Origin of the sequence: Treponema sp. OMZ 788 (assembly GCF_024181245.1) — a bacterium.
Lineage (GTDB): Bacteria > Spirochaetota > Spirochaetia > Treponematales > Treponemataceae > Treponema_B.
Genome location: NZ_CP051199.1, coordinates 1,458,540 through 1,479,577, shown reverse-complemented (window position 1 = coordinate 1,479,577; position 21,038 = coordinate 1,458,540). Strand labels below are relative to the sequence as shown.

Below are 21,038 nucleotides of genomic sequence, written 5' to 3'. Positions count from 1 at the left end.
TTTATGAATATACATAAACTTATTGAAGTTGTAAATTATATGCTCAAAAAATATGAGTATCGGCTCAATTATACAAAGCTTCTTAAAATGCTCTACCTTGCCGATCGTCAATCCTACGATGATACCGGCTCTCCCATTACGGGCGATACTTATGCAGCCCTAAAAGCAGGCCCTATATTATCAAATACATATAATCTTATCCGTAATAAAGGTAATCAAAACGACCAGAGCCTATGGAATAGCCGCTTTTTAAAAGACGGTTACGATCTTGTTGCTTTAACCGATAAGATACCATGTAACACTTTATCCGACTACGAAAAAGAAGTTTTAGACGCTATCGACTCTAAATTTCATGATTACACCTTTACGGACCTTATCGAATATACTCATGCAAATTGCCCCGAATGGACTGATCCTAAAGACTCCGCCCTGCCGATAAGTATTGAATCTATCCTGCAAGCCCTGGGCAAAAGCCCCGATGAGATAGCCTTCCTTATCGAAGAAGAACTATCCTTTGCTGAAGAAGAAGCCGCCCTTGCTCAACTATCCGAATTAAATGCCTAAGAAAACCGCCTTTTTAAGCAAGCCTGAAAAATCTAAATCGGGCCAAGAGTTTAGACACTTACGTATTATAGTCTCCGATTCCGATAAAAATAACGAGCAAATAGTGGTATCCGATACCCTTCTAAAAAGAATACAAAATGCCCTAAAGCAATCTAAATTTGTATCGGCTGAGGTTAAATCTCTTTTTCCGTATCTGTAACAATCCCGTAATCAGGCAATAAGTCGATAGCCTCTTTTTTCTTCCTGTCCGTAACCTGTGTATACTGTGCGGTGGTGCTTATCTTGGTATGCCCCAAAAGTTTTTGGACCGTATACAAGTCTGCCCCGGACTCCAAAAGTAGGGTAGCGTGGGTATGTCTTGCCAAGTGCCAGCCTATTTTTTGCCTTACTCCGGCCCGCTTTCCCCATTCGATTAAGTACTGATTCATGTTAGTGCCGGTTGTTGCAACATGAGGGAATATAAAGTCCTCGTCCGTCCTGTTCGGGTTTTCTTCTGCAAGAAGATTCAAAAAGGCTATAGCCTCATCTTTGATAGGTAGATATACGGCCCTCTTTGTTTTTTGCTGAATCTTTGTAAGTGTCTTTTTTTCAAAAGATACGCCGCCCCATCTTAAGCTTTTTAAGTCGCTTATTCTCAAGCCCGTGCAGCAGGCAAACAAAAAAGCCTTTTTAACGTCTGCCCCTAAAATCCCGCCTATGGGTTCTGCAGCAAGTTTTCGGATATCTTCCGGCATTAAGAATTCTTTGATGCTTTCGGGGCAGGGTATGTGTTTAACTCCGTCTGACGGATCCTTGACTATCACTCCATCCCTTACGGCTTTTTTAAACAAGGCCCGTAAGGCCGATGCATAATTTTCGCAAGTCTTAGCGGCAAGCCCTGTTTTTTCTAACAAAGCCCTTTGGTAATCTTCAAACCATTTAGAAGTAATGGAAGACATTTTAATATCCTGAGTAAGTTTTTCAAGCCATTTAAAACCTTTGATAAGAGGGTGTTTTTTACTTTTGCCTTCCGATTCTTTTTTAACATATTCAAAAAGTGTAATTTTTACAAAAGCCGGATCGATAAGCCCCGATGATATAGCAACCAGCGAAGCTTCTTTTTTACTTCGCAAAATTTCTGCCATATCCATAACAGCCTTATTTTGTTCTTTATTCGGGCTAACCGTCAATCCCGTGCTTTCCCTCCACCTTTTCCCGCCGATATATATACTAAGATATATTTTATTGCGGTTAATCCATAGTTTTACACCCATAATTCTCCTTATTTAGTAAGTTTTTGAGCTTACATAGTGCTTACATTTTCGGCAAAAATAAAACAAAATATAAGGAAAATAAACAAAATAAAGTGAAATCCTGCTTTACTTTATGATTGTGTAAGTCTATATAAGCTATAGAAATGTGAAATAAACAATAAAAAAAGGCACTCAAAAGAGTGCCTTTTAATTTGGTTAGCAGGGAGAGGACTCGAACCTCCGACCTCCGGGTTATGAGCCCGACGAGCTGCCAACTGCTCTACCCTGCGATGTGGAACGGAGTATAGCATATAAGAAATATTATGTCAAGTCTTTTTCTAATTTATTTTGTCAAATTTCTGATTTTATCGTACCAAGAGTCTGTAGTTTTAACAAGTTTTGTTTTTTCAGAGTATTTGGGGTACATTCCCTGTTTATCCGCTCCCTTTATTTTAAAAATACCGGGATTATTTGCAGTTTTTTCTGATGTAAGGGCTTCCTGTATTTTGTGTTGTTCATCGGGGGAAAGTGTTTTTGTATTCATTACTATAGGGGCATTTAAGACCGGAATCGATTGAATTACGGTAATTTCGCTTCCGGGAAATTTACCGAAGGGGTCTACAGCACCTTCTGCAACCTTGTAAGATGCCCCCGTTTGATAGTCCTCTCCTTCAATTAAATCATATACTCCTATAGTTTGAGGAATTGCAAAGGCTGCGGCATCAGCGTCTTTTCTAAAAAGGTTGACTTGAGAGCCTTGATGAGAGCCTGCAAAAAGCACCTTAGAAAATACCGAGCTGCCATGAATAAGTTCATCGGTATTATTTAATCCGAATTTTTTTACGAGAAGATTTGCAGGAATTACAAAACCTGATGTAGAACTTGTGGAAACAAATGAAATGTTTTTCCCTTTTAAAAGAGTCAAATCATAATCGTTTCCGTTCTTGTATTGAGGAGCATCTTCAGTTCTTACTGCTATAAGGCTATAGTATAACGCATCTTCCAAGGTTCCGCTTGGGCCGGAATTGGTGGCCGCCGGTACAATGGCCGGATTTCTTTTATGGGCATTTATATAACCCTCGGCTCCTATGTAAGCCATATCTGCGTTTCCGGATATAATAGCTTCTAAGGCTATATTATAATCCGTGGTAGTTTTGATTTCGACGGGGCGGTCTACGGCTTCGCTTATTATTTCCATAAAAGCCTGCCTTGCATCCTTCATTGCCTCGCTTGATTCATTGGGTAAAAATACCATGGTAATCGGCTTTTGAACTTCTTCCTTAGTACATCCAAAAAATAGGAAGGCCGATGCCAACAATAATATAATCTTATGTTTCATAAAATTCTCCATGCCGCATTCTATCATATAATTCAATAATATGCTATACTTATTCGGGAGGTTGATATGAAGATAACTACAAGCGAATTCGGATCATTTTCAAACGGAAATAAGGCCTTATTATTTACTATTTTTAACGGAAAAATGGTGCTTTGCTGTACCAATTACGGAAGCTGTATTACCGGAATTCTTTTGCCTTCAAAAAACGGCGGTTTTGACGATGTTGTTTTAGGATACTCAAGTTTTATAGGATATGTAAATAATTTTCCACACTTCGGATCATTTATAGGGAGATACGCCGGCAGAATATCAAATGCCGAATTCACTTTGGGAAATCAGCAATATCTTCTAACCCCAAATGACGGAGGTAAACACTGTCTTCATGGAGGATACCCCTTTTACGATAAGATGTTGTATGAAGCTTCTACTTTTAAGAATAATCAAGAAGCTGGTGTCGTTTTTTCACGAACCTCACCGGATGGAGAGCAAGGTTTCCCGGGAAATCTGCAAACTGAAGTAAGTTATTCTCTTACCCCCGATAACGAGATTATTATAAGATATAAGGCTGTTTCGGATAAAACAACACCGGTTAATTTTACCAATCACAGTTATTTTAACTTAAATCCTGCCGGAATGCAGTCTAACGGTTCCTATGTTTCGGTTTTAAATCATGAGGTTCAAATATTTGCAGAGCAATATCTTGAAACCAATCAAGAGCTTATTCCGACGGGAAAGTTTTTAAATGTAGAAAATACGGGCTATGACTTTAGAAAACCTAGGCTTTTGAGCGAGGGTGTACAAGAAATAGGCGGAAGTTTTGACAATACTTGGGTTATAAAAAAAGAAGTCAGCGACCGTAAAACTCTGGCTGCAATAGTAAAAGAGCCCGTTACCAAAAGAACCTTAACCGTTTACTCGACACAGCCGGCTCTTATAATGTATACGGGCGGTTTTTTAGACAACGAACTTGGAAAAAACGGAGATGTCTATAATAAATTTGCTGGCCTTTGTCTTGAAAGTCAGGCCTTTCCGGATGCCGTTCATCATCCTCATTTTCCCAATACCGTAATTAAACCCGGTGAAGCTTACGAACACGAAACTCTTTGGCACTTTGCATTTTAAAAACTTATTTTGTATGCAAGACTTCCTTTTATAAAAGGTTTGGCGGTTTCAACTATTATTTCTCCCTTAAAAGAATTTGATGTAAGCCTTGTCTTTTTTATAAGTTCTGCCTGAGTTGAAAAACTAAAGATTCCTTTTTCCCAAGCTATAAATGTTTTCTTATTCTTTTTTAATAATGTATTTTTTTGCATAAAGGAAGCTGAAAGATTTATATTGAAGGCTTTGTTAAATTTTATTTTAATATTCGAGGAAAAAGAATAGTTTTTTACTATAAACGGATTTTTTAATTTGTCTTCCAGTTTTGTATTTCCTTTTATTGAAAAGAGTGTATTGGCAAAAAGTTTGATGGGAATTTTAATTTGACCTTTCAGATCCCACTCGGTATTATCATAATATATTTCGCTCTTTAATTTAAACCGCTTAAAACTAAGGTCCAAACCTATTCCTCCGGAATGTAAATTTTCATAAACTTTTTTCTTTTTAAAATACTTTCGCAAAAAATTATATGAAAGGCCGAGATCTAAAGCTCCAATCTCAATTTTCGGCTGAACAAAGGCCTTCAATGTACCGTCTCTTTCAAATAAGGCTCCGGTGTTAAGCATAAAATAGTCGCTTTGAATATTATACTCGGCCTTGCCAAAAAAATCTAAATTTGAATCGGATTTGTTTTTTTTATCCGGTACTCCATAAGGAATCTTTACTCCTAAGGCCATGGAAAATACCGAGTTTATCAATTCTCCTTGTTCTCCCAATATAAATTCTCCGGAATAAAATTGGTCATAATTAGATGCGGTAAGATTAAATTTAGAGTAGGCTGAATTTGTCAGTGAAGAAAGAATGCTGAAATTTAAAAAGTTGCTTTCATTCTCTTTTTTATAAGATGTACAAAATGAAAGATTCGGCCATATTTCCTTTTGTTTTTGTTCGGACAAAAAAATAAGATTAAAATTTTTTACTGCAAATTCTGTCCCGATGCTTACATCGAATTTTGATTTTGATATTTCAAGCAAATACTTGGGAGAAAGACTTATGCCTTTATAAAAAGGCTTTTTTTCAGAATCATTTTTAAAAAGCATCCTGTTTATAAAACTTGATTTTGTAATTCCGCCGTAAAAAAAGGACAGAGCCGGATAAAGCTTTTTCTTTTCCCGGTATAGGACCGGACTGAATTTTAAGCTGAAGCCTTGAGGTATAAGTGTAAATTTAGGAGTATCTTCTTGAGTTTTTGCTGCCGTATATACTTCAAAAAAAGGATTTTTTGCCTCGGCTTTTAGGTTATAATCAAGGTTAAGATCAATACTCTGTGTAATAGAAAAAAATTTTTTTTCTACAGGTATTTCCGCATTTAAACCAATGCTGAATATCAGCATCATTGAACAAATCCTAAAGAATTTAATAAAAATATTTTTTGTCTTCATACCTATATATAGCTTTTTTTTGTACCGAATACTAATATTGAAAGTTTTTTGATTAAAATTATCTAAAAAAAATAAAATCCGTATATTGCTGCAAATAAAAAATTATGCTACAATACGCCAAGGAGAATTTCTTAGTTATGGAAAGATTTTTTAAACTTAAGGAGCACAATACTACCGTGCGCACCGAAGTCATTGCTGGTATTACTACCTTTTTGGCAATGGCTTATATTTTGGCCGTAAATCCGGGAATTTTAAGTGAAGCCGGAATGGATAGAGGTGCCGTTTTTACTGCAACCGCTCTGTCCGCCGCTATTGCAACCCTCGCCATGGGCTTTTTAGCTAATCTTCCTGTAGCCCTTGCTTCAGGAATGGGATTAAATGCCTTTTTTACATACGGCGTTGTTATCGGTTTAGGTTATTCCCCGTCTACGGCATTAACTGCCGTTTTTTTAGAAGGCGTTCTTTTTATTTTGCTTTCAGTTGTAAATGTCCGTGAAGCTATCGTAAAATCCATACCTGTCAATCTTAAAAAGGCTGTTGCCGCAGGTATAGGTATCTTTATTACCTTTATCGCCTTTCAAAATTCAGGCATAATTGTCGATAATCCTACAACACTAGTAGGACTCGGAGAATTCACTTGGGGCTCTCCTGCTGTTTTAGCCCTTATCGGTTTAATTATAACCTGTGCCCTTTTTATTTTAAAAGTACCCGGAGCAATATTGATAGGAATTTTAGTTACAACCATCATTGGTATTCCTTTAAAGATTACCGTTCCATTCGGCGGTTGGGAAGGCTGGACTCCTTTTAGTCTCCCCTCAGCTCCTGCAATGTTCAATTTTGAGTTTTCAAATGTGCTTTCTTTTAAATTCTTTATTGTATTTGTTTCTTTCCTCTTTGTGGATATTTTTGATACGGTCGGAACCCTCGTGGGTGTTGCAACTCAGGCAAACCTTGTAGATAAAGACGGAAATATTCCCAGGATTAAGCAAGCCTTTTTATCTGATGCTATCGGAACAGTAGTAGGTGCCGCTCTAGGAACCTCAACAGTAACAAGCTATGTTGAAAGTACTGCCGGTGTTGCAGCCGGAGGAAAGACAGGTTTAACATCTGTTATAACAGCCCTTATGTTCATCGCTTCATTATTGTTTTCTCCGATTTTCTTGCTTATTCCTGCCGCAGCCACTGCTCCGGCACTTATAATAGTGGGCTTTTTGATGATGACCCAAGCCGGAGAAATAAACTATAAGGATCCTACTGAAGGAATTCCTGCATTCTTAACGATGATTATGATGCCGTTTACCTACAGCGTTGCTGAAGGTATTGTATACGGCGTTTTGGCCTATGTTATCTTAAAATCAATTAAGGGTAAATTCAAGGAAATACCGCTTATTACTTGGATCTTGTTTGTAATCTTCATGTTAAGATTCTTTGTTAAATTCTAAATTTTGTTATAGCCCCTTCCTGTTTTAGGCAGGGGCTTTCTTAAATTTATATATTATTTGAAAAACTACCTACTTGAACTTTTAAGCTCTTTCAGGTATAATACACATCATCTGATCCGTTAGCTCAGTTGGATAGAGCGGCTGCCTCCTAAGCAGCAGGTCGGACGTTCGAATCGTCTACGGGTCATTTTTTAATTCGTGCAGGGCATCGAAGGGGTATATTCCTTTAACATCTGTAAGAACTACATTATCAAGGGAAGAACCGAAGATTACCGGTATATCTCCTGCCATGAATTCCGAAATAACTTGTCTGCATGCTCCGCATGGGCTTACCGGGTAATCCGCATCTGGCGTTGCAATTGCGATTGCCTTAAAATCCGTTTTTCCTTCAGAAACAGCCTTAAATATTGCCGTACGCTCTGCACAGTTTGTAAGTCCATATGAGCGGTTTTCTACATTTACTCCTGTTACTGTAGATCCGTCTCCCAACAAAAGGGCTGCTCCCACATGAAAATTGGAGTAGGGTGCATAAGCTTTTTTTGAAGCCTCAAGGGCTTTTTTGAATAAATTCTCTAATTCACTTGAAATTTCCATAAAAGTAGTATATCATATTTTCTATGTTATTTAAAGGAAAAAATAAATTTATTTTTATTGGTGTAATTATTATTCTTGTTATATATATTTTTGCAGCCGCAGTTCCAATGCGGGAGGATGTCTATCTGATGCCTGATTGGGCTTCGCCTATACCGAAAGTCCAAAACGGACAAATCTATTCGGGGGAAGCGGCAGCATCTTTTGATGAGCTTAAACAAAGATTTGACGGAAAGTCTCCCATTGTTTTTTCCTTAGGTGAGTCTTTTCGGATATTTTACCGAAGACGGTAAAATTTTGCGGTCCGAAATTGCGGAAGACAGATTCACTGCCTCTTCTTATGCTTGGACAAAATATCCTCAAAAGCCTCTCTTTACAGATATTTACACGCCTGAAGAATTCGATTTGGAAAAACCTTTTTTGCGTATCGATAAGCCCGGCTATGTTTACTTGGATAATGATAGGATTTTTTTGTTTGAGCCTGAAGGTTCTTCACTTTCACAATACGACAATACAGGTAAAAAGCTCTGGCACTATACTCATACCTTTCCTATAACCGCTTTTCAGTCCTCCAAGGCCGGCTGTGTTATAGGTCATTCTGACGGGCTTTTAGTCTGCCTTGATTCCGATGGAAACTCTCTTTTTAGTTTTTACCCCGGGGGCAGTACCTATCAGTCAATAATGGGTGCTGCGATTTCCGAAGACGGAAAACAGGTTCTTTGTTTATGCGGACTCAACAAGCAAAGAGTTGTTCTTATAAATATTTCAGGAAATCAGCATAAAATAATCTACCATTCGTATTTCGAAAAAGATTTAAGAAGGCAGGCCTTTGCCTCTTTTGATAAGTCAGGGGATTTTGCCGTTTTTGAATCTGCGGAAGGTATAGGAATTGTAGACTGTAAAAACTTGACTCTTTCTATTATAAAAGAAGAAGGCTTTATTTCAGGCTTGGGCTTTCAAAATAAAAATAATCTGCTTACGGTGCTTCTTCAAAAAGAAGATGAATGTTCAATCTTGCTGATTGATCCTCCTAATTTTATGATAGGAAAAACTAAGTTTAAATCTAAAAATGCTTTTTTAATTCAAAAAGAGGATAAAATTTATATAGGTACAGACGATAAGATTGCTGCATTGGATGTAAGGGGGCTTTAAGTGAAAAAACATATTTCTAAGTTTTTATTTTTTATTACCTTTTTATGCTCTTACTCCTTTGAATGGCCTGTCGAAAATCCTTATCTTTTGCGTTTATTTGCCCAAAAAGATGGGGCTTCCGTTTCCCGTTCCTTGGTGTTTAAAGATGTTGAGCAGGTGAGGGCTTCGGGCTACGGTAAGAACTTAATAAATATAGACGGCAAAAGCGGCAGCCGATTTTTTCCAAGCACATTGGGAAATGCCGTGGTCTTCATTGATGATGAAGGTCTACAAAGTATTTATGCCAATCTTTCGGACACGGATATTTTTAATGCACGGAAAGAAACGGAATCGGGTTCCGTTTTGGGATATGCCGGAAAATCGGCATGGACAGAGGAAAAGACTTTGATTTTTCAGGTTGCAGATACCCGCAATAATGTTTTAATCAATCCTCTTTTATTTATGCCCGCCTTTGAAGACAAAACCGAGCCTCAAATTCAAAATACCGTTTTGATAAACGGAGATAAGCAGGTTCTTAACCCTGAAACGGTAAAAAAAATAAGGCAGGGGGCCTATGATCTTTATTCTTCAATCTTTGATTTAGCCGAAAAAGGAGGGCAGCCTCTCGCACCTTTTAGGGTGACGGTTTCGATTAACGGAATGAATATAGCAGATCTTCCCTTTGAGGTCTTGAGTTCGGACGGTAAGGATCTTTACCTGCAAAATAAAAAGGCTTCTCTTTCCCTTTTGTATCAAAAAGAGGGCATGATGCATTTGGGAAAGATAAATTTACCCGCAGGAAAAATTGAGCTTATAATTACCGCCCTCGATAAAAGCGGAAATGAAAAAAGGTCTTCTTTTATTTTTCAGGTAGAGTAAAAAAGTTTTGTCTTAGTTTTGAGTTTCCAAAATCTTTTCTATGTTTAATTCGCCTGCAAAGCAGGGAATGTTTATGTCCCAGTTTTCCAAGACTTGAGGATGAATCTCCCCGAATATTCCTATTTGTTCTCCCTTGTAAAGAAGGCCTGCCTGCCTTCCCGAAATAAAGCGCGGGTCATCGGTTTCGCAAACCTTGTATTCTATTCCGAGGTAATATAAGAGGTTTGCCGCCTCGCTTGCTGCCGTGTTAAAGTTGGCGTTTTGCTCTGCCGTCAAAAAGCCTAAACTTTGGGCTGTACCTGTGCCTGTGGAGTGGGCCTCGTCAAAAAAGGCAATTTTTCCCGTCTCAAAAATCTTGTGAGGGTAGACCGCATTTGCAGAGCCCATTTCGGCGTTTAAAAGAGAGGGGAGAATAGAGGGGCGGACAAACTGATAGTTTTCGGACATTGGGTTTGAAATCTCGATGACCGAAGATTCGTCGATACACATTCTTTCGATATAGTCTTTTTTTGATCCCAGATAGTTAAAAATCATTTCCTGATAGCCCATACCTATCATAAGGCCCTTTATTTTTCGGCTTAGCATGGTTGTAGGCAAAAGTCTTCCGATTGTAAATTCGTTGGGCGTTTCCGGAGTAAAGAAGTTAACCGTTTTACCCATCATTACATCTTCGATTATGTCTACTTCATGTAAAAAGTCGTTGCGGTATGGAGATGGTTTAAGCGTAATCTTATTCCCCGAAATTTCGGTTTCCGAGTCCATGCGTTTTAGGGCCTCGGCAATTTCTTCTGCCGTAAAGGAGGAACCTAAAAGCTTGTTGACGGCTTCTACTGTAGTTTCCGCATTTCCCTGAAAATAAAACGGGGTTGTGACGGTTTTTCCGTATCCGGTTTCATAAGGATGTTCTATTTTTACCGGAAGAATTGTGTATCCGCAGTCGGCAAAGTCGCAGGCGACTATATTGGCAGAAAGGAGGATGCTTGTCATGTCCGTACCGGTAAATTCTACAAAAAGATCGGCATCGCCTGCTTGGACGGCTCCTATCCTTGCACTGTTTATAACAGGCGGCATCGAAAGAACTTCTCCATTTGCATCCTTTAGAATAGGAAAAAGTTTTTTGTCTTCAAGTAAGGAAGCATACTCGATTCCCTTGGGATGTTCCTTTAGAATTTTTCGGCATGAAAGAGGATTTTCCATGTCGAGCGGAGTAAACTCTTGCTTATCGGGATCTACAGCCGTGTAATCAATCGGCCATTTTATAAGCTTTGAGCGGTAAACTCCCATTGAAACGGTCTTTCGTTTTCTTCCGAAGTTGCGGCAAAGTTTTTCTTGTGTTTGAATTATGTCTGCAAGCATGAGCTCATCTATGGGCTTACCCGAAATTACAAAGCCTGCTGCAAAGGGGCGGATGTCTTTAAGTTCGGGCGAAACCTTAACTATACGCTCGGCGGAGTTTTGAGTTTTTTCCTTTGATGAAAGAAAGTTTTGATAGCTTTTTGTATTTGATTCGCCTCCTGCATGAATGCGTAAAAGCCTTGTAAGGCCCGCGGTAGACCAAAGGTCGGGGCGGTTTGTGTCGTTTAATTCTATTTTAATAATCCTCTCTTTTTCAGGAAGCGAGGTATCGGGTTTTTCGTCAAGTTCTGCCTTGGCTGATGTTAAAATCTCTTCAAGTTTATCGTAACCGTGTGTTTCTCCCAGCATCTTAAAAAAAAGGCTTTCATTTACTTCAATTTTAGGCATTTTATCCTCCGCAGTTAAAAAAACTGAGAAAAATTATATCATAAATTGCGCCTTTGTGCTATAAGGGGAACTATGGAAAATTCCTTTTTATGTGATAAGTAATTTTTGTAACACTTACTCATTGCATAAAAAAACTGCCCATAAAATTCATGCGACATTTTATGCGACAGTCCAGCAAAAAGAAAAAATAATTGAAACTTTTTTAGGATTTGAAAATCTGTAAATAGAAACCTGATATAGACTTACAAAATAAGCGGATGATGGGAGTCGAACCCACGTCTCCAGCTTGGAAGGCTGGGGTAATAGCCGTTATACGACATCCGCAAGACTTTGGTATTATATAGATTTTTAAAATTTATGTCAATAGTTTTTTTAAAAAAAACATAAAAATTACAGGCGAATAATTTATAGATAAAAATAGATGAGCTTGGGAGTATTCTAAAGTCTGTTTATGCTTAAAAGAACGGAGTCTATTGTGGGGATTATCATTTTGGGTTTTATTTCGTGTTTTACGGATAACAGCTTGTAAAAGACTTCAAAGGCTTCCTCTATTGATTTTCCTATCCGGCTTTTAAAATTCATCCTTGCTTTAAGCATCCATTTCGATATGTATATCATGCCCGTCAAAACAATAGCTTTTTCAAATCCCCGTAACAGGGCTTGATGGGTTACATCGATACTGCCTATGCTGAAAATTATCTTTCCCATGGGCGGAAAAAGGTTAAAAACGGTAATGGCCGTAAACATAAAGATTAAATTTAAAAAATTAAGTTTTTGCCTGTCGGCTGCACAAAGAATCAGGGCTGCCCCCATGACAATGGCTTGTACCGGCAGAAAAGGCACAAAGAGCAAGATTAAAAAAAGGCTTATGCCTGAACCTATCCTAAGATATCTATCCCTTAAAGCTCTGCTTTTTGTTTGCTCGGATTCTTCTTTAGTCTTATACTTTCTGACCGCTTGAGAATTATCCGAAACAAAGTCGAATCTTTCGGCTTTTACTCTTTGGTACCAGACAGATTTTGTTTCGAATTCTGAAGCAAACCATCCTAAAGCAATTGCCGTTATTGCCCCCAAAGAAAATACGGGCGGAATTATATAGACAGCCGATTTTCCGAACATGAGCAGGACTGCCAAAAGAAATTGCAGGCTGTTTGAAACAAAGGCTCCTGCCAAGCTGATTCCTATAAATGAGACGGCTTTCCGCGGAATTTTTCTCATAGAATACATTAAAAGTCCTGAAGAAAAGGTTCCGATTGCAGAAAAAAGAAGAATGTACGAAAAAAGAGTTCCCGAAATTAGGGCTTGGCCTAAAACCTTTATAAGCAAAAGAAGCATAAAGGCCGGAAAAGAGAAGATATCGATACCTAAAAGAAGGGGCAGATTAGCCAAGCCTATCCTAAAAAAAAGGAACAGGCTTGGGAATCATTATTTCGATTGCCGAAAGAAAAAAACAAAATCCTCCGAACAAGGGAATAAGTGAATCTGCTTTTTTGTTTTTTAGCGGCAACCCGAGCACCCGCAGCCGCAAGCGTCTTCGTCATATTCATGACCGCATCCGCAGCCGCCTCCGCATCCTCCGGACATTTGCTGAACTAAGGCCTGCAATTCTTCTTCGGTGGTCTTTTTTACCGATAAGACTTTTACATCAAAATGGAGGGTTTCTCCGGCAAGCGGATGATTTGCATCTATTGTAATCTTATCACCGTCTATTTTTGTGATTCTTACAATCCGGGTGTGATGACCTTCACCTGCTTCAAATTCAAGTCCTACTTCCAACTCGGCACCTTCGGGGAACTGGGAGCGGTTTGTTTCAACTATAAGGTCTTCAAAGACCTCGCCGTAGGCTTCTTCGGGAGGAACAACTTGTTTAAACTCGGCTCCTTCTTCTTTGCCTTCAAGGGCTTTTTCCAAGCCTGAAATAATCATATTATATCCGTGGATATACTCCAACGGACCCATTACATCGGACGAATCAAGAACTTCGCCGTTAGCATCTTTCAGTGTGTATTCCAAACTGACTGTTGTATCTTTTTCTATTTTCATTATAAAGATAATACATATTTTATAAACAAAAATCAAGACTAATGTTACCTCTTGATTTTTTATATAAAATGACTTAAACTTAGTGTAATGCAGTTATTGCAAGTTTCAATAATGTACAGGAGGACAAAATGTTACCTTTTTATTTTCTTTCAATTACAACAAATTTGATTATGGGCCTTACTCTAGTATTTTTTGACAAAACTGTCAGAGGCGATGAGCCTGCTGACCGTGAAAATAAATATCCCGTTTTAAGGGATACAACCTTTTTGTTATTGCTTACAATTTTTTCAGGTTTTACGGCCATTTCAAAGATGCTTAGCCCTGTCGGAACGAATATAGTGATATTGGGAGATTTTTTGCCCGTAGTTGCAGGTCTTGCAGGTTCGGTAGTATTTTTGGGAAGATATTTGGAGTCTAATTCGAATATTACCTTGCCCGATTTTTTCGGTTTAATAAAAAATTATGACGAAATAATCGGCTATGTATGTTTAGCTTCTGCGGCCTTGCATCTTTTATTTTCAAAGGCTATCTTTCTTTAATATATGAAGCGGTTTGCTCTTCTTTTTTTTCTTTTTGTTTTTACAGGGATTCTATCCTGCACAAAGGAAGATCCTTTACAAACCTTGAATTTGCCGCCCGATTCGGCGATGAATGATGCAAACCGCTTTGCCCTAATAATCGAAACCTATGTTTCACTTTTAGACAAGCCGGGGAATGACGGCATAACCATCTCTCATGCCAGAAAGCTGGATGTCTTTCCGGTTGAAGGACTTGAAATAGTAAAAGAAAATGAAGATCAAATTCTTTGGGTAAACTTGGGGAAGGGCTGGATTCAACGATCCTGCGTTCAGCTTTATTCTTCCAAAGAAAAAGTATTGACTGCGGCTAAAAAATTAAAATAAAGTTCCTTTTTTGCCGATATAGGAGCTATGAAGTCTTTTGCTGTTTTATCCGCCTATGATATTTCGGAATATTCTTTTAAAAATTTGGAAAGCGGTATCATTCCGTTTGAAGCATCTTTCCGTGCTGCTGCCGCTCTTCCCGATTGTAAAAAAATCCTTGTTTTAACCTCCTGTTCATGTGAAGAACCTATCAATTCTATCTTAAAAAATATAAAATCTGAAGAGTTAAAAATAGATTGGAAGGTCTCAGTTCTGGAAAAAATAAGTCCTCAAGCCGTTTTTGAAGAGGCGGCAAAAGAAGCCGAATCTTCCGGTTTTGAAAATGTTTTTTTTCTGCATGGAGATGAACCCTTTATCGATTTAAATGCGGCGGAAAAACTTTTTAAGCAGCATATGGAGTACAGGGCCGAGTACAGCTTTGCGGACGGATATCCGGAAGGGCTTCTACCGGAAATTCTTACTTCGGGCCTTTGTCCTATTCTTGCAAAACTTTCCGAAAACGAAACCTCGTTTGAGCGTTCTTTTATTTTTGATACGATAAAAAAAGAAATAAACAGCTATGATATCGAAACCATGATAGCACCCTTCGATTTACGGCATCTGCGTCTCCGCTTTGCCGCCGACTCAAAACGCAATGCTCTTTTGTGCAGCCGTTTTGAAGGTATAAATGCCGAAAACTATGCAGAACTGATAAACAAAAAACAAGAAGAGCTTTTTACCCTTCCTGCATATTATAGCCTTGAAATAAATTCCTCCTATCCTCTTAAGTCGATATATAAACCCAACGAAATTTTATTATCTGAAGAAAAAAACGAAATGGATAAGACGGCACTTTTTTCTCTTATCGAAAAAATTGCGGAGTATTCGGATGATGCCGTAATTTCTCTTTCGGTTTTCGGCGAGCCTTCACTGTATAGCGATACTCTTTCTGTAATCGAAAAAATCTTGTCTTTTCCTAAGTTGTCCGTTTTGATTGAAACTTGCGGCTTATATTGGCCTTCATCATTTATAGAAAATGTCGAAAAAATTATTGCATCAGCTCCAAAAAGAAAAAATAAAATGCTTCCCGTCTATTGGATTGTATGTATTGATGCGGTAAGTTCGGGTATGTATGCTAAGGTTCACTGCCTTTGCGAAGATGAGGCAAACATTAAATTAAAACAAGCTCTTACATTTACAGACAGTTTAAAAAAAGTTTTTCCCGATGCCGTATGGGCTCAAATTATGCGTATGAAAGAAAACGAAGTAGAAGTAGAACCATTTTACCGTTTTTGGAAAAATTTAGGTGTGAATGTAATTATTCAAAAATACGATACATTTTGCAAATTGCTTGAAGATAAGAGGGTTGCAGACTTATCGCCTTTTAACAGGCATCCATGCTGGCATCTAAAAAGAGATTTGTATGTTTTAACTGACGGTTCGGTGCCTCTTTGTAAAGAAGATGTTAAAAGAAAAAATATTTTAGGCAATGCTTTTTCGGACAGCTTAGATTCAATCCGTAAAAAAGCATCTGAGGTATACAGACAACATTTGGAATGCAAATACGGAGATTTATGCGGATACTGCGATGAATACTATACCTACAATTTTTAATGAACGAAAAATCCCTTATACGGTTTTAGGAAAAAGCTCCGGGGATGTTAAAACGGCTGTTTCCGTTGTAGTCTTAAACAGGGGTGCAAGATATTATCTTTCTTCTCTTTTTCAAAATTTGATAGATTTAGGTTTGAGTTCCATTGTTTTTGTGGACAGTTCCCCGCGCGGCTTTGAGCTTGAATCTTTATCTTCTCAATTTCCTGAGGTAAAATTTTTAATTCCTCTCGAAAATGTAACCGTGGGCGAGATGATTAATTTAGGGATTTCGGAAACATCCTCCGATTATGTTATGGTTTTTTGGAACGATATGGTTTTGTCATCTTCGGCTCTCCCTGAAAATTTGACGGATATCCTTAATCAATCGGATGTAGTCTGTCTTGCACCCGTTTTAATAGATGAAAAAAATTCTCTCATCCCCGTACAAATTGTACCATCGGTTACTCACCGAGATTTTTCGACTGAACAATTTTTCTGCAGAAAAGATTTGACTCATACAATTTATATGTATGATTTTGTAGGTATTTATAATCGGGAAAAATTTATTGACATCGGAGGGTTTGATTATACTATAGAGAATCCGTATTGGCAAAATTTGGACTTCGGTTTTAGAACTCATTTATGGGGAATGGAAATTCTTATTTCAAATTTATATAAAATGAAATATGCAGGAGCTCCGCCTCTTGAAGATATTTCTGCAGATAATTCCTATATAAATTTTTATTTAAAAAATTTAGCCCCTCTTGTAGGTAAAAAAGGAGGGTGCTTGCCTTGGTATTTGTTTTTTTCTTATGCAGTAAGATCCGGCTTAAATCCTTTTCTGGCCTATAAACATTTTAAAGCAGTACAGGATTGGGTTCATATAAACAAATACCGTTTTGTACAATCACCTCAAGATTTAATTTATAAATGGGAGCCAAGTATATGATTGGTTTATATGAAGGAACGGCCGTAATTGTGCAAGCCCGCTTGAGCTCTAAGCGTTTGGTTAGAAAGGCCTTGTTGGATTTGGGCGACAAGCCTATCCTATACAGAGTTTTGGATTCGGTTAGGGAGCTTCCTGCCGAGCATTTTATTTTGGCCTGCGATACAAATTCAAAAAAAGAATTTCAGCCCATAGCGGAATCCTTAGGTTATCTTTGCGTTGACGGCTCTGAAGAAGATGTTTTAAAACGGTTTTGTGATGCGGTTGAGTTTGTAAATTCTAAGTTTTCAAAAACGCCTTTAAAAGCAATTATTCGGGTTACAGCCGATAATCCTTTTTTATTTGTTCAAGCGGCTGAAGCTTCTATCCGCCGTTATTTTGAATTGGGGGAGCCGGATTATTTTACCTATACAGGACTGCCTCACGGATCGGGAATAGAAATTATCAAGGCTGATTCTCTTTTAAAAGCAGCTTCCGAAACCGATGACGAATATGCTCATGAACATGTTTCACCTGCAATTTACGGTCATCCTGATAAATACAGATGTGTCAGAGAGACGGCTCCGCCTGCTTGGTATTATCCTGAACTGCGTACTACGGTTGATACTGCCGAAGATTATGAGAAGGCAAAAGAAATTTATAAATACTTAATCATCGGTAAAAAAAATTCTCCCTTTACGGCTGCCGATATAGTTGAGGCTTTAAGCTATGCCGATAGATTGGTGGTTTTTTGTCCTTCCGTTACTCCGGGACGAGGAAGCGGTCATCTGCACAGGGTATGCGATTTAGCTAGATCTCTTCTTGGAAAATTACGATGCTTGATTTATATACCGGAATCCGATTATCCTAATTTTTCAAAAGCTCTTTTAAATTCAATTCCATCGGATATAATCGTAAATGAGTTTCCAAAAAAGGCAGCCCTCATAGTTTTGGATAGATTTAAAACTTCTGAAGATGAGATGGCGTTTTTTAAAAATAAGGGACCGGTTCTGGTAATTGACGAGGGCGGTACGGGCCGACGGCTAGCCGATTTTATTTTGGATATATTGCCTTCTCTAGATAATGTAAGTTCTTCAGATGATGGGGCCATGTCGGAGTGGGTTCCCAATCTTTTTTCGCCTGAGCTGATTTCTCTTCCAGTGAATAGAAGAAAGCAGATTCCGGGTCACAGACTGCTTAAAAACAGAAAAATACATTTGGCTCCAAAAAAAACGAAGGTGCTTGTTGTTTGCGGCGGAGAAAATTCTTATAGGATGACCCTTCCAATTGCACAAATTTTGGCTTCTTTAAAATTTGATGTTTCTGCAATAGATATAAATTTAGGCTTTGAGGATATAAAACGATTTGATGGAAAGGTTAAGGCTTTTTCCAGAATAGATAATTTAAAGGAGAGGCTTCATGAATGGGATTTGGTTGTAACTCATTACGGGTTTATTGCTTTTGAAGCCTTGGCGGCAGGCTGTTATGTTCTTTTGGTTTCTCCTACCGATTATCATTATAAGTTAGGTTTGGCTGCGGGTTTTACATCTCTTCCCGCAGGAATACCTTCGGTTATAGATTTTGCTAATGTATTTTCTCATGGAATTAAGATACCTAATATAATTACGCCGTACTCAGAATCCAAGGATCTTCCTTCTCTCATAAAAAATTTGTCTTTCGGGTCAAGACACCTATGTCCTGTTTGCGGAGAAGACAGTACTTCGGAAATTATTGTACGAACTCCCGATAGGACGATGGGCCGTTGCTACCGATGCGGAATGTATCATATTTCTTTTATAGTAAGCCCTCCAAATAAATATACAAAAACATATTTTTTTGATGAGTATAAGGCCCAGTACGGTAAGACTTATTTAGAGGACTTTGAATCTATAAGAAAACAAGGGATGCGGCGGATGGAAATTATAGATAAGCTTTATCTGGATATTTTTTATCGAAAAAGGGAATACAGTATTTTTGACGGAGAAAAGAAACTTATTGATATAGGCTGTGCCTACGGCCCCTTTGTCCTTGCTGCAAAGTATTCGGGCTGGTACGCTGTTGGTACGGATATTTCGGAAGCCGCAGTAAAATATGTAACGGACGAGTTAAAACTGCCGGCCTTTGTTTCGGCCTTTCCTGCCTTGCCTGAGTCGTATGACTATATTTACCAAAAGCAAATGACGGGAAACGGATTTGAATCTGTTGTAACTCCTATCAAAGACGGAGGTTTTGCTGCCGTTACTATGTGGTTTGTTATTGAACATTTTCAGGACTTGGATTCCGTTTTAAAAAAGGTAAACGATCTTTTGATGCCGGGCGGCATTTTTGCTTTTTCTACTCCCAATCTTTCAGGAGTTACCGGAACATTTTCTCCTTATAAATTTTTTGCAGAAAGTCCGGCAGACCACTATTCCATTTGGGATGCAAAAACGGTTAGAGATCAGCTTGGTATGTACGGCTTTAAGGTTTTAAAAATTGTTTCTACAGGACACCATCCTGAAAGGTTTAGATGGTGTAAAAATCTTAAAAAGAACGGATTGCTTTGGAAAATAGTTTTGTCTATAAGCAAGATGTTTAAACTCGGCGACAGTATGGAAGTCTATGCAATGAAACAGGGAAGATTGGAGGATTTAAGATGAAAAAATATGTATTGGCTTTTGATCAGGGAACTACGAGTTGCAGGGCAATCTTGTTCGATAAAAACGGAAAAAAACTTGCAACTGCCCAGCAGGAGTTTTCTCAAATTTTTCCTAAGCAGGGCTGGGTTGAGCATGATGCCATGGAAATATGGGGAAAGCAAAGCGGGGTAGCCCGCGAGGTTTTGGAAAGAAGCGGAGTTTCCACCCAAGAGATTGCAGCAATCGGCATTACCAATCAAAGGGAAACAACGGTTGTATGGAATAAAAACACAGGCCGCCCCGTTTACAACGCCATAGTTTGGCAGTGCAGAAGAACTGCAGATATCTGCGATGCTCTTAAAGAAAAAGGCTTCTCCGATTCCATCAGAAAAAAAACCGGCTTGATAATCGATGCTTATTTTTCGGGAACCAAGATAAAGTGGATCTTAGACAATGTGCCTGAGGCAAGGTCTATGGCAGAAAAAGGCGAGCTCCTTTTCGGGAACATCGACACCTGGCTTATCTGGAATTTGACCCGCGGCAAGGTGCATGTAACCGATTACACAAACGCTTCGCGCACAATGCTTTTTAATATTCACACTCTTGAGTGGGATGAAGAACTTTTAAAGGCTATGGATATTCCTAGATCCATCCTGCCTCAAGTGAAGCCCTCAAGTCATGTTTACGGCTATACAGATGAACACACCTTCGGCGGAGCTAAGATTCCGATTGCGGGAGCCGCGGGGGATCAGCAGGCTGCCCTCTTCGGCCAAGCCTGTTTTGAAGAAGGTTCTGCAAAGAACACCTACGGTACAGGCTGTTTTATGCTCATGAATACGGGAGAAAAAATTATCGAATCCGAAAACGGACTCCTTACGACTATTGCCTTCGGCATAGATAATAGTGTAAAATATGCCTTGGAGGGAAGCAGCTTTATAGCGGGGGCCGCAGTCCAGTGGCTGCGGGATGAGTTAAAACTTATCTATAACGCCCACGAAACGGAATACTATGCAGGGTTTGTAGACGATACAAACGGAGTCTACTTTGTTCCGGCCTTTTCAGGTCTAGGTGCTCCCTACTGGGATATGTATGCAAGAGGAGCCCTTTTGGGCTTGACAAGGGGGGCAAAAAGAGAACATATTGTCCGTGCGGTCTTGGAAGCCATAGCCTATCAAACAAAGGATGTCCTTTATGCTATGGAAAGGGATTCTAAGATAAACTTAAAATCGCTTAAGGTGGACGGCGGGGCTTGTGCAAATAATTTTTTAATGCAGTTCCAGTCGGATATCTTAAACGTTCCCGTGTTGCGCCCTTACGAAAAAGAGACTACGGCCTTGGGTGCTGCCTATCTTGCAGGCCTTGCAGTCGGCTTTTGGAAAGAGCAGGGCGAGATAAAAAAAATACAGGACATCGAAAGGGAATTTAGGCCGGACATGGAAGAAGAAAAAAGAAGCTCGCTTTATGCCGGATGGAAAAAAGCTGTAGAACGCTCAATGAACTGGGCATAAAGTTTTTAT

Annotated in this window: 19 protein-coding genes, 3 tRNA genes and 1 pseudogene; 14 read left to right on the top strand and 9 right to left on the bottom strand. The window is 38.8% G+C overall.

Annotated elements, in window-relative coordinates:
- Positions 1–3 precede the first annotated feature (3 nt).
- Together E4O00_RS07260 and E4O00_RS14245 are read left to right on the top strand one after the other, a co-directional pair.
- Complete coding sequence (locus E4O00_RS07260) at positions 4–564, top strand: Panacea domain-containing protein (RefSeq protein WP_253676691.1); 561 nt, start codon at positions 4–6, stop codon at positions 562–564.
- Positions 557–763: a hypothetical protein gene (locus E4O00_RS14245; RefSeq protein ID WP_371922685.1), complete on the top strand. Its 207-nt coding sequence runs from the start codon at positions 557–559 to the stop codon at positions 761–763. The genes E4O00_RS07260 and E4O00_RS14245 overlap by 8 nt, the downstream gene beginning before the upstream one ends.
- Here the strand turns inward: E4O00_RS14245 and E4O00_RS07255 are convergent.
- From E4O00_RS07255 to E4O00_RS07245, 3 genes are all read right to left on the bottom strand, one after another.
- A complete protein-coding gene (locus E4O00_RS07255) occupies positions 738–1,817 on the bottom strand; it encodes a tyrosine-type recombinase/integrase (protein ID WP_253676690.1) in 1,080 nt (359 codons plus the stop codon). The genes E4O00_RS14245 and E4O00_RS07255 overlap by 26 nt on opposite strands.
- Before the next feature lie 196 nt (positions 1,818–2,013).
- A tRNA-Met gene (locus tag E4O00_RS07250) sits at positions 2,014–2,086 on the bottom strand.
- A gap of 53 nt (positions 2,087–2,139) precedes the next feature.
- Entirely contained in the window at positions 2,140–3,135 is a 996-nt protein-coding gene (locus tag E4O00_RS07245; RefSeq protein ID WP_253676689.1) for a phosphate/phosphite/phosphonate ABC transporter substrate-binding protein, read from the bottom strand.
- A 66-nt stretch (positions 3,136–3,201) separates the two neighbouring features.
- Here E4O00_RS07245 and E4O00_RS07240 point away from each other — a divergent pair, with 66 nt between their 5' ends.
- Positions 3,202–4,257: an aldose epimerase family protein gene (locus E4O00_RS07240; protein WP_253676688.1), complete on the top strand. Its 1,056-nt coding sequence runs from the start codon at positions 3,202–3,204 to the stop codon at positions 4,255–4,257.
- On the opposite strand, the gene E4O00_RS07235 is transcribed toward E4O00_RS07240, so the two are convergent.
- Positions 4,254–5,630 (bottom strand): hypothetical protein, encoded by a 1,377-nt coding sequence (locus E4O00_RS07235; RefSeq protein ID WP_253676687.1) that lies wholly within the window; start codon positions 5,628–5,630, stop codon positions 4,254–4,256. The genes E4O00_RS07240 and E4O00_RS07235 overlap by 4 nt on opposite strands.
- A 182-nt stretch (positions 5,631–5,812) precedes the next feature.
- Between E4O00_RS07235 and E4O00_RS07230 the strand changes: the two genes are divergently transcribed.
- Both E4O00_RS07230 and E4O00_RS07225 read left to right on the top strand, forming a co-directional pair.
- On the top strand, positions 5,813–7,117 hold the full coding sequence (locus E4O00_RS07230; RefSeq protein ID WP_253676686.1) for an NCS2 family permease: 1,305 nt from the start codon (positions 5,813–5,815) through the stop codon (positions 7,115–7,117).
- A gap of 113 nt (positions 7,118–7,230) precedes the next feature.
- A tRNA-Arg gene (locus E4O00_RS07225) sits at positions 7,231–7,304 on the top strand.
- Here E4O00_RS07225 and E4O00_RS07220 read toward each other — a convergent pair.
- Positions 7,295–7,711: a cytidine deaminase gene (locus E4O00_RS07220; RefSeq protein WP_253676685.1), complete on the bottom strand. Its 417-nt coding sequence runs from the start codon at positions 7,709–7,711 to the stop codon at positions 7,295–7,297. The two genes, E4O00_RS07225 and E4O00_RS07220, sit on opposite strands and share 10 nt — an antisense overlap.
- A 23-nt stretch (positions 7,712–7,734) precedes the next feature.
- On the opposite strand from E4O00_RS07220, the gene E4O00_RS07215 reads away from it, so the two are divergent.
- The 3 genes from E4O00_RS07215 to E4O00_RS07205 are packed head-to-tail and all read left to right on the top strand — an operon-like array spanning position 7,735 to position 9,718.
- Positions 7,735–8,001, top strand: coding sequence for a hypothetical protein (locus tag E4O00_RS07215; protein WP_253676684.1), 267 nt, complete (start codon positions 7,735–7,737; stop codon positions 7,999–8,001).
- Positions 8,002–8,005: 4 nt separating this feature from the next.
- Positions 8,006–8,860, top strand: coding sequence for a hypothetical protein (locus E4O00_RS07210; RefSeq protein WP_253676683.1), 855 nt, complete (start codon positions 8,006–8,008; stop codon positions 8,858–8,860).
- Complete coding sequence (locus E4O00_RS07205) at positions 8,861–9,718, top strand: hypothetical protein (RefSeq protein ID WP_253676682.1); 858 nt, start codon at positions 8,861–8,863, stop codon at positions 9,716–9,718.
- Between the two features lie 12 nt (positions 9,719–9,730).
- Here E4O00_RS07205 and pheT read toward each other — a convergent pair whose 3' ends face one another.
- From pheT to E4O00_RS07185, 4 genes and pseudogenes are all read right to left on the bottom strand, one after another.
- Positions 9,731–11,461, bottom strand: a complete 1,731-nt coding sequence (gene pheT / locus E4O00_RS07200; protein WP_253676681.1) for a phenylalanine--tRNA ligase subunit beta — start codon at positions 11,459–11,461, stop codon at positions 9,731–9,733.
- Positions 11,462–11,713: 252 nt separating this feature from the next.
- Positions 11,714–11,785 (bottom strand) — tRNA-Gly (locus tag E4O00_RS07195).
- Positions 11,786–11,899: 114 nt separating this feature from the next.
- Positions 11,900–12,887 (bottom strand): annotated as a pseudogene (locus E4O00_RS07190) (Gx transporter family protein).
- A gap of 71 nt (positions 12,888–12,958) precedes the next feature.
- Positions 12,959–13,507 carry an FKBP-type peptidyl-prolyl cis-trans isomerase gene (locus tag E4O00_RS07185; protein WP_253679672.1) on the bottom strand — a complete coding sequence of 183 codons (549 nt, stop codon included), beginning with the start codon at positions 13,505–13,507 and terminating at the stop codon, positions 12,959–12,961.
- Between the two features lie 125 nt (positions 13,508–13,632).
- On the opposite strand from E4O00_RS07185, the gene E4O00_RS07180 reads away from it, so the two are divergent.
- From E4O00_RS07180 to glpK, 6 genes are read left to right on the top strand one after another with little or no spacing between them, the layout of a single operon-like run.
- A complete protein-coding gene (locus E4O00_RS07180) occupies positions 13,633–14,043 on the top strand; it encodes a hypothetical protein (RefSeq protein ID WP_253676679.1) in 411 nt (136 codons plus the stop codon).
- 3 nt (positions 14,044–14,046) lie between these two features.
- Positions 14,047–14,406, top strand: coding sequence for a hypothetical protein (locus E4O00_RS07175; RefSeq protein ID WP_253676678.1), 360 nt, complete (start codon positions 14,047–14,049; stop codon positions 14,404–14,406).
- Positions 14,407–14,433: 27 nt separating this feature from the next.
- Complete coding sequence (locus E4O00_RS07170) at positions 14,434–15,999, top strand: spiro-SPASM protein (protein WP_253676677.1); 1,566 nt, start codon at positions 14,434–14,436, stop codon at positions 15,997–15,999.
- The gene (locus tag E4O00_RS07165) at positions 15,974–16,927 is read left to right on the top strand and encodes a glycosyltransferase family protein (RefSeq protein ID WP_253676676.1); all 954 of its coding nucleotides are present in this window, start codon (positions 15,974–15,976) and stop codon (positions 16,925–16,927) included. Before E4O00_RS07170 ends, E4O00_RS07165 begins: the two co-directional genes overlap by 26 nt.
- A complete protein-coding gene (locus E4O00_RS07160; RefSeq protein WP_253676675.1) occupies positions 16,924–19,542 on the top strand; it encodes a cytidylyltransferase domain-containing protein in 2,619 nt (872 codons plus the stop codon). The genes E4O00_RS07165 and E4O00_RS07160 overlap by 4 nt, the downstream gene beginning before the upstream one ends.
- Complete coding sequence (gene glpK / locus E4O00_RS07155) at positions 19,539–21,029, top strand: glycerol kinase GlpK (protein ID WP_253676674.1); 1,491 nt, start codon at positions 19,539–19,541, stop codon at positions 21,027–21,029. The genes E4O00_RS07160 and glpK overlap by 4 nt, the downstream gene beginning before the upstream one ends.
- The last annotated feature ends 9 nt before the right edge of the window (positions 21,030–21,038 follow it).